The sequence below is a fragment of the Exiguobacterium sp. s124 genome, assembly GCF_018617485.1.
GTDB lineage: Bacteria > Bacillota > Bacilli > Exiguobacteriales > Exiguobacteriaceae > Exiguobacterium > Exiguobacterium aestuarii.
This window is the reverse complement of record NZ_JACSKH010000001.1, coordinates 1,867,144-1,882,752: the sequence shown is the minus strand read 5'-3', so window position 1 is coordinate 1,882,752 and position 15,609 is coordinate 1,867,144. Positions and strand designations below refer to the sequence as shown.

Sequence of the window (15,609 nt, the reverse complement as noted above, 5' to 3'; positions counted from 1 at the left end):
GGTAATGAATGTGAATTATAATAAATTAGTACGTGATCGTGTGCCCGAAATAATTCAGGCAGAAGGGAAACAAGTTATCGTTAAACACTTGAATCAAGCTGAACATTTTGAACAAGCGAGATTAAAGCTCTACGAAGAGTTAAAAGAGTATGAAGATGCGAATATTGATGAAGAATGCTTAGAGGAGTTAGCCGATATCTTAGAACTTGCTTATGCAATTGGTAAAATGCATGGTGCATCCTATGAGGAGTTAGAAGTAATTCGAAGAAACAAGCGAGAGCTTAAAGGTGGATTCGATAAAGGATTGTTTTTGGAAGAAATATTAGAATGAAAAAACCGCCTACAAACTCATTATTATACTGATTTGTAGGCGGCTAATATTAATTAAATGGAAGTTCATTGATTAAATCTTCAGTATTGAACTTTTTGTTTTCGTATTCAATCATTAAATCTAAATAAGCATTTTGTGCAGACTCTGGATCGCTCAAGAAGATTTCTAGCTCTTGATAAAGAGCATCTAATCCTCCCGCAGCGTATTCCTCGATAATCTCGTAGTTTTCGAGTGTCACCTCTGATTCATCCTCAGAATCGTTGTCGACTGAGAACCGTTCAAATGTATTTTCTAAATGCATAATCAATTTCATGAGTTGTAAATCTTGTTCTGAAAAAATGCCTAACAAAATTTCAGGACCTGGCTTTACTTTTTTTCTTCGTTCATTGCTATAACCAAACAGCAAAGCGGCCATAAAAGCATCTTTATAAGTTTCGAATAGTTGAGCATCTTCTTTTAACGTTGCGTACATATGATCTTGTGTGCTATCCCGACGCACAGAACGTTTTGCCATTACATTACCTCCGCAATCTCAGTGTATTCTCCTGTATCTCCATTGGTGTAGTTGAGTAATTTATATGACTTTCCAATCCGATGATTAATAGCTTCGTCTACTTCTCCACGCCATTGTGAAGTAGATACAATGACAACTACCTGATCAGATAGCTTCGGTAAATTCGTTGCCACACGAGACCGATGATCTGCATCAAGTGCTCCAAATGGAGAATCCATTACAAGAGGGAAAATATTTCCTAGTTTCAAATCTTCATCTAAAGCATGGCCTTTTTCTTTGTCTTTATACTCTCGTGTTAAATCAACAATGGCTCCGATAAAAGCAAGGCTCGTAATTTGTGATTCTCCTTGTGATAAACCGATACTACCTCCGTTTACATCTGAAACGAGGAGTTCGTAATTATCAGTAAGCGAGATTGGATAATCTTTTCGTAATAACTGAGAATAGGTGAGCTTAATCTTTTCTTCCAATTCAGTTTTCACTTGAGACTCTCTCAGTTTTAATAGACCAATCAAAGTGTTTTTTACTTTTGTAGCAGACTCCAAAGCAAGTTGGAGTTTTAACTGTCTTTCTTCTGCTTTAGTCAGTTTACTAACTTCTTTATTTAAGAGATCTTCTTCTTTTGAGATGTCGTCAATGGAGCGGATTAAATTTTCTATATTCGCCTCTGCTTTTACGATTGCAGTCCGAACTGATGATTCTCTTTCAATTAGATTAGATGAATTTTCGATATTACGAGAGTTGGCTTTCATACGTTCTTCAATTTCTCGTAACTCCTCTTCCAAACCTCTGAGTGTTTCTCTCAATTCTTCACGCTCTCCAACGAGTCGTTTGATTTCCGAATAAAAATGAGTTCTAGCAACTTCCCATCCGCTTAATTGGAAATAAAGTTGGTCCATTTCATTTTTTGAACTAGATAGATTTAAGACCTCTTGTTGTACTTCTTCTAAAGATGCGATTGTCGTCGTTTCAAGTTCGTGTCCGCATAAGCATTTTCCGTTTGAGAGTAAAGTCGGAATCAAATCAGGATGAATCAATTTTTCAATCGTACCTTGGTCAGTTGTATGCGCAATCCGCAGAAATCTTTTGATTGGTAAGGTTGAAAATGCTAAATGACTTGAGCGAGACAGTAGGATTCTCAACTCTTTTAATTTCTCATCAAAGGCATTTTTTGTTTCTTTGATTGACTCAACTAAGTGATCACGTGTGACCTGGAAAGTTCTTGTTTCTTCGCCATTGCGTAAAGCATTTTCTATACTTTTCAATTCAGTCTGAGCAGCAGCAAGTTCTTGTTTTGTCTCAGTGAGTTGCTGTTTCTTTTTAATCTTTTCATCTTCAAGTTGATTTATGCGTAAATATTTATCACTTAATTCACTTTTGACGTTTTTGGATACCTCATCACGAAGTTTGATAATGGTTTTGCTTAAATGTTCAATAGAATTATCAAATAATTCTAATCCCATCATTCGCTTGATTGAATCACGAATTTCAGTATAAGCCTCTTTTTTTCCTAGATGGTCCATTCGTTCACCATCAAAGAAGAAGAATGTATGCAACTTATATGGCAAAATGCGATTGATCTCGTATGAAATATCTTTGATTTTAGTAGATTGATTAGTATCGATATTACGTTTAGTTAATTCGATTTTTTGATTGATTGTCTTGTTTTTAGGTAGATTGAGAATATTGTGATCTTGATCAAATTTTGCGTGTAGAATACGTCGTAACTCGTATTCATAATCATTATGTTCAAATTTAATTTGTACCGCTGTTATCAAATCATCTTGACTCTTCGTGCTCTCTTGGACAGCCTTGTTATTAAAAATAGACTCAGGATTCGGTAATTTGAGTTCTCGTCCATAAAATCCCCAAATTAAAGCTGTGAGTAATGCTGTTTTACCACTTCCATTTTCGCCATGGATGACAGTAACATTTTTTCCTGATCCATGTGCAAATTCAATTGTATTCTGCCCGTAGTATTGACGGAAGTTTTCAATGATGACTTGCTTAAGAATCATGTCAGATGTACTCCTTTTTAATTAGTTTAGAAAATTCATCAGGTAATTGTGCAGCAGTAAATGAACCTTCTTTATCTAAGTAGTCTTTTTCTAAACGAATAATATTTTGGAGAATTTGCTGTTCTGTTTCTGATAACTCGCTTAATAATGCATAAACATCATTCTCACTGTTTGATTGATTTGGATTCATCGTGATCACCCCTCGTTAGTTTATAGGTCGACAAGATTGAAAGCCTCTTTTATCGGATTTAAAATCTGAAGTGCTTGATAGTGATTTTCGGATATTGATGCAAACTCATTTACCCTTTTTAGCTCATTCATCAATAATCGACGTTCAATATTAAATTCTTTGTCAGTTAGTAAATCAATTTCTGTTAAAGGGCGTGGAATGACGATGTAATCATGAATATAAGCATATTCTTTCCCAGGATGTTTTCGCAAAATTCGTCCGCGACGTTGAATGAACTCTTTTGGATTCGTGGTACTAGCTAAAATATAAGCGGTCTCAGCAGAAGGAACGTCTACGCCTTCATCTAGACAACGGATCGCGACAAGTGCTTGAATCGTATTATCAGAAAACTCCTTTAATAGCGTCTGTCGTAGTTCTTTTGATTCAGTTGACGTAAAGGTTTTCGCTGATATGTTCAAATCGTCATGTAAAAATTGTGCAATGTGATCTACATGGCGTTGATCATCCTTTGAATGGTCGCCACAATAGACAATTGTATGGTTAAGAGTTTCTTGCATTTTGAGCTGTTTTTTCAATAAAATATCTTTTTGTTGAGCTGAATTAATCAATCGAGCTCGTTTAATTAATAACATCTCTAATGCACCAGTGTTATTTCCAGTGGCTTCGATTGATTGTTGATCAGATAGGTTAATTAATTTCGAAATTTTATTCGTAAGGTCGTGATAAATTTCCAGTTCATCTTCTGTTAAAGAGACTAGGTGAGGGTAGTAATAATACTTTGTCAAAAACCCTTTTTTAATCGCTTCTTCCAAAGTAAACTTATATATTGACCCACCAAAATAATTTAATAACTGTTCCGTTCCGATATCATCATGGTGTCTTACTGGAGTAGCGCTCAGTGCTAATCGATTTTTGAATGTTGGTGGAAGCGACTGAAGAGATTGTTTTGTACCTAAGTTATGTGCCTCGTCTGCAACAATCATTCCACCATCGGATATTCGACTGAGATGAGCTTGAAAATGAGCATTTTTAAATGTGTTATTGGTAGTGATCACGCATATAAAATTTTTTATTTTAAAATTATATTGAGTAATTTTCCCGGACAAGAGCGATGTCCATTGAGATTTTGAACCATAGCATAGAATTGGATCCATTCCAAAAGATTTGGCATCTTTTGCCCATTGATCTACTAAATGTTGATAAGGGCATAGAATGACGACTACTAAACGTTGGGTTTCCTCAAAGCGCTTTGTAATGGCTGTGAGAGCTGTCAGCGTTTTTCCGGTTCCTGTTGCCATTTCCAGCAAACCGTGATACCCGTTTTCTGTCCATCTTTGTATGGCGTCAATTTGATAGTCTCGAGGTGTAAACCATTTAGGTAAAGAAGGAAATAGAATTGTTGAATCCATATAATAGCTCCTTTATCATATATAGGAGTAGGTAAAACCTACCATATACCCTTATTATAGATATAATAAAGAATATAGTTAATAAAAAAGTTATCAAGGTGATTGAAAGGAATGAATGACATGGAATACTTTTTCTCATTTCTAAAACCAATTAATCCGAAAGCGGAAGAGTTGGCACAGATTGTAGAAGATAAATACTATTCTAAAGAAACAGATTTTGCTCTTCTGAATGCCAGAAAAATGATTGAAGCAATCGTGAATGAGTGGTTAGAAGTGAGCGGTTTGCAAAATACATATAATTTAAACGATAACATTCGTTTGTTGCAATCTGAAGAAATCATTGACCGCGAATTAGCTTCAGATCTTCATTATGTCCGTAGGAACGGAAATAGTGCGGCACATGAATTATTCACAAAAGAGGCACACGAAATTCTCCCGAAAATCTGGTCGAGTTTATATAACATTGTAGAATCGTACGTCCTTAGTTATGAAAATCCACCATCTATACCTAGATACGCTCCTCCTACTCATCCAGCTGAAAAAAGTAATGATAGAGGGCATGATGATATTTTAAAAATCTTAGAAGCGCAACTAGAGGAAAAACTAAAAGCGCTCAGTTCTGTTTCGCCTAAAGAGCAACCTACTGAAGAAATAATTGTGGAGAAAAAAGAATCAAATAAACTATTTGATTTCTTACCTCAAATTGAAAAAGATAATGAGAGCTATCTATACAATCTGATGTCCAGACTAAATGAATCTTCAAAAGAGGCGGTTGAAAGTGCAGAACTTCCATTAAGTTCTTTAAAACAATATTTACACGTAGAACGTCCAATCGAAAATAGATTAATTCAGATGCTGCAACAACCTGCACAAAAACGGTTAACGCTTTTAATCGGTAGTGTAGGAGATGGGAAATCGCATATTCTTTCACATCTTCAATCGGCTGAACCTGAATTAATGAATCGATATAAAAATAAAATCTGGAATGATGCGACAGAAAGCCTTTCTCCGCGTAAAACTGCAATGGAAACATTACTTGAGAAGTTAATTCCGTTTTCTGATCAACATTTACATGAGGGTTCAGAAGAGTTTGTGTTGGCAATCAACTTAGGCGTTCTACATAAGTTTTTATATGACTTCGCAAGTTCACTCGATAATCAATACACGTTCAATTCATTGATTTCATATATTGAGCAATCAGGCATTTTTGAGAATGAGATTTCCCAAGCAATGCAACATGACCATTTTTCCATGGTCAGTTTCTCAGATTATCCAATGTATGAACTTACTAAAGGTGGCGTAGAATCGAATTTCTTAATGAGTATTCTATCAAAGATGTTCGATCCAAATGAAGAAAACCCATTTTATTTAGCCTATCAAGAAGATGTGAAGAGAGGAATCGATTCGATTATCCACCGCAATTTTTTACTTATGGGTAATCAACAAATGAGACGCAACTTCGTAAACATAATCGCAAGTTCTCTTTTAAAAGAAAAAGCAGTTTTATCTATGCGCCAATTTTTTAACTTAATATACGAAATTATGATTCCAGGAAATTGGACAAATATTAGTAAACAGAAAATTGTACTTGAGACGTTACTTATTCACGGTCTTCATCAAAAAATATTTACAGCTCAAAATGACTCACCTATATCAATCATGCTAAGAAATGAAGATCCGGTTGCTTCTCGTTCCGAAGAGATAGATCAAATCATTCTTCAAATCAATTTAGAGTCAGATGTGAGTGGGTTTATCTCTAGATTTGACGAATTGACTCGTCAAACATATGAACTTGATCTATTAGATCGTGAATTGGTTACCGAGTACACACAATCATTACTAAGACTGCTGTATTTGTCTAATCCGAGAGAAATGAATATTACACAGACAACGGTTGAATCATTCTCAAAATATCTATTTGCTTATTACACTGGTCAAAAATATGAACTTAAAACTCTCTACGAGAAATTTGAGAATGCTCTTATGTTATGGTTTGGATTTAAAAAAGATCAAAAAAAATATTTGTTTGATACGAATGCAAAAATTTCAAAGCGTTATCGTATAGCAAAACCAGTTAGTTTTACATTGGATCCAATCAGTATGGCGATAAAAAATGAAGAGCAAGTGGTTCAATTCAGAAACTCTTTATTTATTCAATTCGCAGTGGGTGAGCGCAAACAAAGAATTAAGCTAGAAATCGATTATAAGATGTTCAGTTTGATTTCAAAAATAGATCAAGGATATCAGCCTTCCAAGATTGATTTCGATGATGCCATTCGATTCAGTGAATTCGCAAATGCGATTCGAACACACAATACAAATAACGAAGAAGTGTTGATTTATGTTGTCCAAACTGGAGAGACCTTCGTTTTAAAACAAGAAGCAGATCCATTTAGTAATGAAGAAAAAATCGTATTTAATAAATTGTAAGTTGTGAAAGCAGGTGTAAATAATGAGATTATTACCAGAGAAAATTTTCGATGAAAAACAAGTCATTGTCTTAGACAAAAGTCGGAAAAAAATCACGAAGCGACAAACTTCGAATTTTTATCAAATACTCCCTTTCACAACAGGAAAGAGTGATTCAATAAAAAACGCTCTTTCCGATTGGGAAAAGGAAATCGGTGCTTATTCTAGAAGGCTTTTGAATGTAGAACTGTCAGCTAAGTCTTTCAATACGGACTATCTGTTAGAAGGTGTATTAGAGCGAGTCGAGAATCAACCCGAGCATGAAGATGAAATTCATACTTTCTTTAGTGAATTACTGTTACAACGGGATGGAGGATTGAACGTTACCCATCCAAGTATGTTCATGTACATCCAAGGTAATCCTGCGACGAAGAAGAAGTTAGGTACTTTTCTAGCGGATTTGACGCAACATGCTTTAGATGAAGTGCAAATCGAAAAAATTAAACAGGTTTTTAAAGCAGGCCAAAATGAAACTTTGTTAGACAAAATGATTGTAAATTTATTACCGAATTTAACGAACAAAGAATATAAAGCAGAGCATGCACTTTATTCTTCATTACCAGTAAAACTATTAGGTGAGGATTTTGTCTATTTGGCAGAACATCCTCAATACTTTTTGAAAGAAATTAATAATTTATTGAAGTATTACTTACACTATATTGTTTCTCAAACGACAATAAAGATTAATAACTTTGAGACGTCTAACTGGAATCATCCATCAAAAATGTACTACACAATTCATAACGAAACGACTGTTACATCAAGAAGAAAAACGATGAACTCGGGTATGGGACTGCTGACGAGTGCGAGTGAAAATTTATTTGTTCATGAGTTGACGATGGCTCAGTTAAGTTGTAACTCTATTAACCAATCATTAGAGAATGAAAAATCTAAAATCATGACCTATGATGAAATTTTTCAACACTTCAACATGCTTAGTGATGCTGACCAAGCTCAATTTTTGAAAGATATTGATATGCAGACTGAACGAATTCTCACATATGCAGGGTTAGAGAATAATGTCAATGAAACTCAATCTTTCAATGAAGCAGCTAAACAACTATTCAATGCGATGAAGCTGACAACTCCGAAAGAAGCACAGTCTCGTTATGGAGATCATGCAAAAAATATTGCTAAATCGCACTTTACGAAGCGTCGCGGGCGTCTTGGATATGTATTGTCTCTGAATCAGGAGATGTTAATTCTGATGTGCGCTGTGAGTTGTAAAAATGACCGAATTACATTTGTAGAACTATTAGAAAGATTAAGTAAAAGAGGCATCAACTTTGATAACGAATCATCAACTGCCCTTTTACAACTATTAGAAAAAATTAATGTTATCGATAAGAAGAGCGATAGTGGGGAGGCGCAGTATGTCAAACCAATTTTATGAGTATGTCACGAAAAAAATAAATGGCCATTTTTTAGTAAACACGCCTAAGCCTGGAGATAAGTATTATTTGCAACTAGAGGAAGAGAGTCATGTTCAATATTTAAAAGACTATCTCGAGAAGGAAGCGAAAGATCAGGTTAAAGCTTTTGAATATAAGTTAAACGGAGTTACTGAATATGAAACGATTACGATCGACTACGGGACAAGTGAGTTAATCATTGCTACTCAAAGCGAAGGAATTCAACCTGATTTCTTCGTCAAACTTCGAAATTTGGTTAGTGAACAAGAAGAAGAAGGAATTAATCGCTCACTACTCGTCATTTATCACGGGCAACTTGATAGTATCGATGGTGGTGGAGCAAATCTTCAAAAAGAAGGAATGCCATTAAACCCTCAAAAGATTTTAGAAGAACTTAAGCATGAACTTAAGCAAATGTCTGAAAATAAGGGCGCACTAGTTGAAGTGATTAATTTTCACTTGAAGGAAATTGAAGAAGAGTTTAACTCATTTAAAGGAGTATCTTTCTTTGATTTTGAAGAAATTCTCTCCCTCATGCAAAAAACAGAACTTTCAAAAAAAGATTTTCTAAAGTTAAGGTTCTTCCACGACCAGGAGCTTGATTCATTTATCCAGACGTCCTCCAAAAAAGAGATTCGTGAAAGACTTCGTGAGAACCGAGATTTGTATGAGTTTGTGCAAGAGAGTCATTTCAATGAAACGACTGAAGCACAATTACCGAAAAAGTTTAACGAACAAGGTGTTAATAAACTCAAACATGATCACTGGAATGAATTAACATTACAAGAAGTAATCAAACTCAAAGCAGAGAAAAATAAAAAAGTATTTGAACTTGAGGAAGTGACAAATGTTAATGATCACTCTTCAGTAGCTGTGTGGGATCGACCACATAAAACGACTAAAACAGGAAAACGTATACGTTACATTGCAATTTTTAATCCGTCTCAGGAAAAAGAAATCAGCCTAAAGTTTAAATATCTCATAGAAGGTAAAGGTGTTCGAAAAAGCTTAGAACAGTCGCAAGTAAAAGTTGAATATTGCAATCCGTTACTCGAAGTAACTTCGAATGTGAGAACGAACAATCTTTATTTAACACTAACTTCAAATCAAGTTCAAAATACTGCGCAATGTACTGTGAAGTATAAAGTGAAAAATGAAAATACATTGTACTCAGAGCTAAATATTATGATTTTCCCGTTTTCTAGTGAAGTTCTTAAAGACTATGCTGGAACATACGAAGTGAAGCGTTTAAAAGAGAACGATACCGAATATTTGACTCTCGGTAATAAAGAAGGCGAATTACGCTTAGGGGACGGCTCGCACGAACCTATTTTCCAAGAACAATCTCTGGTTAAAGTGTCAGAGGAACCAAATGTGACGTATCACTTTGATCAGGATTTGTTTGAAGAAGATCAGTTTATGCAACTAGTTGTTGGAGAATCACAACCAATTAGTATTAAATTGAGTGTTGATGCTTCAAAGCCACACCCGATTCCAAATATCCGATTGTATAAAGAAAAGCGTGAAAAGCGAGCATCCATTGTACTTAGTACAGATGGAAAATTGATTTTGAAGAATCAAATTTACTATCCACAAAATGAGTATAAAGACTTTTTGGACTACGAAATGGAATGGGTCAATCAAAGTATGCAAACTGCTGTTCTTTCTGCAGGCGTCCTCAGTCCTATTGATTTGGAGTTCGGAGCATATTATGAATTAAGAGAAGCGTACAATCTGTTCTTAAACTACTTTAAAATTAAAAAAACTGTCCCAATGTTAGCTTACTGGGACGATGAATACAAACGGGTTGCTTTAAATTACGTTCAAGCGTATGTAAAGGCGATTGAATCGATTCAAGAAGCAGATCGATTGTTTGAAGTAGGGCATTCGATTTTAAGATTAGGTGTACTGTTCAACCAAAAAGAACAGATTGTTTACTTTACTCCATTCCATCCAGTGAATGTTGCATTTCAGTTAGAATTAAATGATCAACTTGGTGAAGAGGAAATCTCGGAAAGTGTACTGAAACGTCTACGTGCCGATGCACTTGCCCCATATCTATGGTTTGAAGGTAAAGCTTACAAGGCAGAATCCCAATCAGACTTGCCAGAATGGATGGTGTATCGAGCAAAAGAAGAGGTTGTTGTCGCTGAAGCCGATCGCTTTCTATCCGAAGTTGTTAAAGAAAAGCTAAATCAGTTTGTCGATCACTTTACGTCACTCTTTAATCAGAAAAATCAAGTCACTAGAGCACCACTGTATTTAAATGTGATTGAAATTCGTAATGATGAGATGGTGCTAAAAGGTATTGTTGAATGGATTTTCCGACAACTAAAAGACAGCTATGAAAAAAACAGAGATGAAGTCATTCCTGTAGAAGTTAGACTTTACTGCGATTCAGGTCGATACCGAAGTGCTTTCGATCAATTTGCAGCAAAAGACTTTATGGACGATGACTGGGAACAGTTTGAATATCTTTATGCTCTTATTCCTAAAAACTTCATTCTCTCCCCTCAAGAAGTAGCGGAGAAAATTCAGTCGCTGATTAATCACTACCATATTCAAAATGAGCACTTTAATGATTTTGACTATGCTCATATTAGTTTCTATAAAATGAGTGGTGAAGAACAAGTTATCACAGACAAAATGGAGTATATCAAGAGTGGTAACGCCATGAACGGCTTGTACTCGACACTTGCACCGACAGTCAAAGATGGTCAGTTTAGCATGGGGTTCGGTCTTCGAGGTTATGCAATTGAAGAAGAAGACTTGTTACTACGATGTGCCAAATCATTTAATGAATTAAACGTACACATGAAAGATAACGGGAGTAGCTCATTTGCACATGGCGTTACAGCACTGGCTAGTATTACAGATGCACGCGACGGCTATAAGTTGCAAAATATTTATGAGAGCTCACACTGGGTCACATTAATTGAACCTACTGTTGATTTAGGCTATTTTTCTTCTAAACAAGGAAATCCAGACAATGAATTGATTATCATTCATTATAATGATCAGTCGTCTTCTTACCGATATGATGCTATTACCGTCACGAAGAAAACGGCACAATATCAGGCAGTGATTAAAGATTACTTGAATCATGAGAAGCCGGATTTGAATACGGATGAGAGTATTAAAGAAATCATTCAAACGTTCAACGTCATCAACGGAGAATGGTTACTTTCAATGATTCAACAAGGTCTTAGTAATGAGACGGCACGTAACGTGCATAAGAGTCGTGAGAAATTCAGTTTGTTGGCAGCCGTCAAGTATTCATTGGCGATGTTCACAACTGATGATATTACTTGGGTTCCGATTTCCCTTGAGGAAATTTTGCGTGTAGCGAAAGCAATCGGGTTAAACCACGCGAATTCACCTTTCACTGTGAAAGCATTAGGTAAATCAGGTAGTTATTCAGATGATTTACTTTTGATCGGGATGCAGGAAACGGACGGTAAGTTAAAAATGCATTTCTATCCAATTGAAGTGAAAATCGGTAGAAACTTGAGTAATGTCATAGATAAAGCTAGAAACCAAGTTGTTCGCACAAAATCTCTCTTCGATTTTGAATTGGGTGTGGGTGAGACAGAAACTACATTCTCTCAACAGTACTATCGAATGTTCTTTGCACATCTGTTCTTAGCAAATGCTAAAAAACTATTTGAAGGAAAGTTGTGGAGCGAGAGAGAGAGAAATTATGACTTCGAGCAGAATCGACTCTCAGTCATCGAAAGATTGATGAAAGGGGAGTATGAGATTTCAAATGAATTAACCGAATACTTTAATAAAGGAGTTGTCGTTTCTTTTAGAACAGAAGAAACAACTTCATCTATTGAACGAGTTGATGATGATATTCTGTTGCTTAATTTACCAGAACAGTATGGTATAAGTGGTGGATCGTATTCGATTGAAGAAATCCGACAATCTATTATAGATGGGAAAAAGGATATTCCAAGAGAAGAAATGCTTGAAACGTATAAAACCAATAAGGTTTGAATTTGAAAGACCGGCTCTTTTTATTTGAGCTGGTCTTATTTTTACACATTCAAAGTTACTTTAAAATTTCTCAGTCTTTTGAAGAGATGATTGAAAATAGAGAGGATAGAATTCATATAATATAAAAATAATTACTAGAATAAACAAATGAATATACTTATTTAAACCATAAGCTTAATCCCATGTAATTACCCATTAATGAATTTATTTTAGTATCAAGTTAAATGTTATAATTTGTGTTAAATTGTAAAAGTGGATTGATTATATTTTATGAAATTAAGAGCTGAAAAGGAGAATACGAATGAGAATTGAAGATTATTTTGAACCCAAGGCAGTAAATATAAGAAATTTTTTTATAAGAGATCATAAAAAATACTATATTCCAGAGCATCAACGCAACTATGCTTGGCAAAAATCTGAATTAGACGATCTTTGGCAGGACTTTACTGAATATTTTAAACTTTCATTTGACGAAAATCAGAATTACACCGAAAGATTAGGGGCAAGACCATATTTTTTAGGCGGTATCGTGTTGACTAAAAAGGATGACTATTTTGAGGTAGTAGATGGTCAACAACGATTAACAACTATGACGATATTTTTGAAGGCACTAAGAGATTTGACTTTTAGAATTGAAGATATTCATAGTATGACGCCTATTAAAAATGCAATTGAACAAATATACACATTTAGCGAGCCTCTAAACGAATTTGAATCATATTTAAATTTAGATGAATCTCTAGACGAATTTTTTCAAAACTATGTATTACTTTGCAATAACGAAAAAGAAAGAGAAGCATACTATGAAAAGAATACACCACGAGAAGGCTCAGCAGCAGACTTAGTAAAAAAAGCTCATGATTTCTTCGTTGAAAAATTGAATACTGAATTTCCTGTAGAGTTGGATCAAGAAAAACTTACAAACAAACTAAATGGATATACTAGAGCATTAACTCAGTATTTTTCTTTTTTAAAGATTGTTGTAGAAGATCGGGCAATGGCGTATGTGATTTTTGGTTCTTTAAATAAAAGAGGTAAGGACCTTTCTGAGTCAGATCTAATAAAAAACGAATTATTTAAACGAGAAGATAATTCAACTAGAATGGCTGAAATTAAACGAAAATGGGATAACATTATTAATACAATAGAAGATGATAATCTAACCAATTTTATTAGGTTCCATTACGCTTCTCATTATGGGAGTGTAAAACCTAGAGACTTATTCACTAAAATTTCAAAGCATATTATATCTGTAAATTCTATTACATATTTAAATAGTCTTCTCATGGAGTCGGAGTGGTATGCTAGAGTTAATTTAGTGGGAACACAATACTGGTCAAATGATATTACTGAGAAACTAAAAATTTTTAAAAAAATTGACGTTTCACACGCTAATCCTTTGTTATTAACAGCTGCAGTAAAATACGGAAATGATGAAGAAGAATTCAAAAAAATCCTTGATTCGCTTATCACTTTCTGTATTAGATATTTTACAATCGGAAGTAAGACTGTTAGTGACCTGGAACGTGAAATTGGTCTCATGTCAAAATATTTGCGTTACCCTAGAAATCCAGCAGAATTTACAGAAGCAGATGATATAGTCACGAAAATTCAAACTATTGATGATATGATTCGATATATGTCAACATTGACACCTAATTCTGACTTTATTGAAAATTTTAAAAGATTCTCCACCAAAAGTAATGATTTAGCTTTTTATTTGTTGTATGAATTCGAAAAAATAAAGCTTTCTGGCGTTGTGCCGCTAGATCATAGTCCAATTCAACACGTCGAACATATAATGCCTAAAAAATTGTCTAGAGCAGTGAATAGAATGACTGAGTGGTCCAATGTAAGAAATGACGATAGATATGATTCTTATAAATTTATGTTAGGCAATTTACTGATTCTTGAAAGTAGCTTAAACGTAAGTGCTAGTAATAAAGATTTCGAACATAAAAAAGGCTGTTATACTAAATCGGGGTTATATTATCCTAAAGAAGTAGCTTTAAATAAGGAATGGAATTTTCAGAAAATCGGCGAACGACAAAATTCCTTAGCGAAGGAATCTGTTAATGTATGGAAATATCCCTCTATTTAACTACTTTACAAACCTGGACTGCATTTATAAATGCAGTCCAGGTTTGTTATAATTCCAAAAAAATATTTAAATCATCAAGGTCGATTTTTGTTGATAGCGAAAATCTAATTGAAGATCGCACTTCATCCAATGTTAATCCAATCGCTTGAAGTACATGGCTTGGTTTACTGGAGCTGCATGCGGATCCAGTTGAGACTGCCATGACAGGAGCTAACTGTTTTACAAGTACCTCGTTGTTAATACCAATGAATTGAACATTTACAATGCCCGGAATTTTATTCGTCTGATCACTATTAAATCGTATGTTCGAACCAAATTTTCGAGTTAAAAGTTGAACTAAATACTCTTCAAGTTTCTCTAACTTTTTAATGTTCTTGGACAAAGCTGCTTGATGCATTTCTGCTGCCTTTCCCATTCCCACAATCAGAGGAACAGCTAACGTTCCACCTCGAATGCCTTGTTCTTGGCCACCACCATGTATTAAAGGTGTCAACTTTCTTGGAATACCATCCTCATCTTTTTGTACATAAGCGATGCCGATACCTTTTGGACCGTTGAACTTATGCGCAGAAGCGGATAAGAAATGAACGTTCGTCAGTTCTGACAGGTTGATTCTCATCTTTCCGACGACATGTGTGGCATCGGTGTGAAAGAGTGCACCATATTGAGCAACTAGTTCAGAAGCTCTCTGAATGTCATTTAATGATCCTAACTCGTTATTTCCCCAGATGATTGAAACGAGTGAAGTAGGGCGTTTTTTTAGTAGAGACTCTAATTCAGAAAAATTGATTCTACCGAATTGATCAACTGACAAGTATTCAACGTGAATGTTAAGTTGCTCATTCAAATACTTTGCGATTTCCAAATTAGATGAATGTTCAGTTACCGTAGTAATCACTTGATGATCTGGTAAGGATGAACTTACACTCTTTAAAATCCAGTTGTTACTTTCGGTCGCTCCTGAAGTAAAATACAGCTCGGTAGAAGAGCAGTTAAGAAATTTACCTAACTGTTCTCGAGCATGTTCAACAGCATTCTTAGAGTTTTCTGCCAGTGAATAATACTTGCTCGAAGGATTCCCGAACTCTTTAAGAAAATAGGGGAGCATCGCTTCAAGTACTTCTGGATACACAGGTGTCGTTGAGCTGTTGTCTAGATAAAGCATG

The 15,609-nt window shown here is 34.9% G+C and carries 10 protein-coding genes; 5 read left to right on the top strand and 5 right to left on the bottom strand.

Annotated elements, in window-relative coordinates; all coding sequences use genetic code 11:
• Positions 1–4 precede the first annotated feature (4 nt).
• Complete coding sequence (locus KNO85_RS09765) at positions 5–331, top strand: nucleoside triphosphate pyrophosphohydrolase (RefSeq protein WP_214789508.1); 327 nt, start codon at positions 5–7, stop codon at positions 329–331.
• A gap of 49 nt (positions 332–380) precedes the next feature.
• Here the strand turns inward: KNO85_RS09765 and KNO85_RS09760 are convergent, their stop codons facing one another.
• From KNO85_RS09760 to KNO85_RS09745, 4 genes are read right to left on the bottom strand one after another with little or no spacing between them, the layout of a single operon-like run.
• The gene (locus KNO85_RS09760; RefSeq protein WP_214695173.1) at positions 381–845 is read right to left on the bottom strand and encodes a hypothetical protein; all 465 of its coding nucleotides are present in this window, start codon (positions 843–845) and stop codon (positions 381–383) included.
• A complete protein-coding gene (locus tag KNO85_RS09755; RefSeq protein WP_214789506.1) occupies positions 845–2,863 on the bottom strand; it encodes an AAA family ATPase in 2,019 nt (672 codons plus the stop codon). Before KNO85_RS09755 ends, KNO85_RS09760 begins: the two co-directional genes overlap by 1 nt.
• Before the next feature lies 1 nt (position 2,864).
• Complete coding sequence (locus tag KNO85_RS09750) at positions 2,865–3,053, bottom strand: hypothetical protein (protein ID WP_214789504.1); 189 nt, start codon at positions 3,051–3,053, stop codon at positions 2,865–2,867.
• A 20-nt stretch (positions 3,054–3,073) separates the two neighbouring features.
• Positions 3,074–4,462, bottom strand: coding sequence for a DNA phosphorothioation system restriction enzyme (locus KNO85_RS09745; RefSeq protein ID WP_214789502.1), 1,389 nt, complete (start codon positions 4,460–4,462; stop codon positions 3,074–3,076).
• A gap of 111 nt (positions 4,463–4,573) precedes the next feature.
• Between KNO85_RS09745 and dptF the strand changes: the two genes are divergently transcribed.
• The 4 genes from dptF (at position 4,574) to KNO85_RS09725 (ending at position 14,443) form a co-directional block, all read left to right on the top strand.
• Positions 4,574–6,892: a DNA phosphorothioation-dependent restriction protein DptF gene (gene dptF, locus KNO85_RS09740; RefSeq protein WP_214789500.1), complete on the top strand. Its 2,319-nt coding sequence runs from the start codon at positions 4,574–4,576 to the stop codon at positions 6,890–6,892.
• Between the two features lie 22 nt (positions 6,893–6,914).
• Complete coding sequence (dptG, locus tag KNO85_RS09735; RefSeq protein ID WP_214789498.1) at positions 6,915–8,324, top strand: DNA phosphorothioation-dependent restriction protein DptG; 1,410 nt, start codon at positions 6,915–6,917, stop codon at positions 8,322–8,324.
• Complete coding sequence (gene dptH, locus KNO85_RS09730) at positions 8,305–12,342, top strand: DNA phosphorothioation-dependent restriction protein DptH (RefSeq protein ID WP_251130615.1); 4,038 nt, start codon at positions 8,305–8,307, stop codon at positions 12,340–12,342. The genes dptG and dptH overlap by 20 nt, the downstream gene beginning before the upstream one ends.
• Positions 12,343–12,643: 301 nt before the next feature.
• Positions 12,644–14,443, top strand: a complete 1,800-nt coding sequence (locus KNO85_RS09725; protein ID WP_214789495.1) for a DUF262 domain-containing protein — start codon at positions 12,644–12,646, stop codon at positions 14,441–14,443.
• Positions 14,444–14,489: 46 nt separating this feature from the next.
• On the opposite strand, the gene KNO85_RS09720 is transcribed toward KNO85_RS09725, so the two are convergent.
• Positions 14,490–15,608, bottom strand: a complete 1,119-nt coding sequence (locus tag KNO85_RS09720) for a cysteine desulfurase family protein (protein ID WP_214789493.1) — start codon at positions 15,606–15,608, stop codon at positions 14,490–14,492.
• Between the last annotated feature and the right edge of the window lies 1 nt (position 15,609).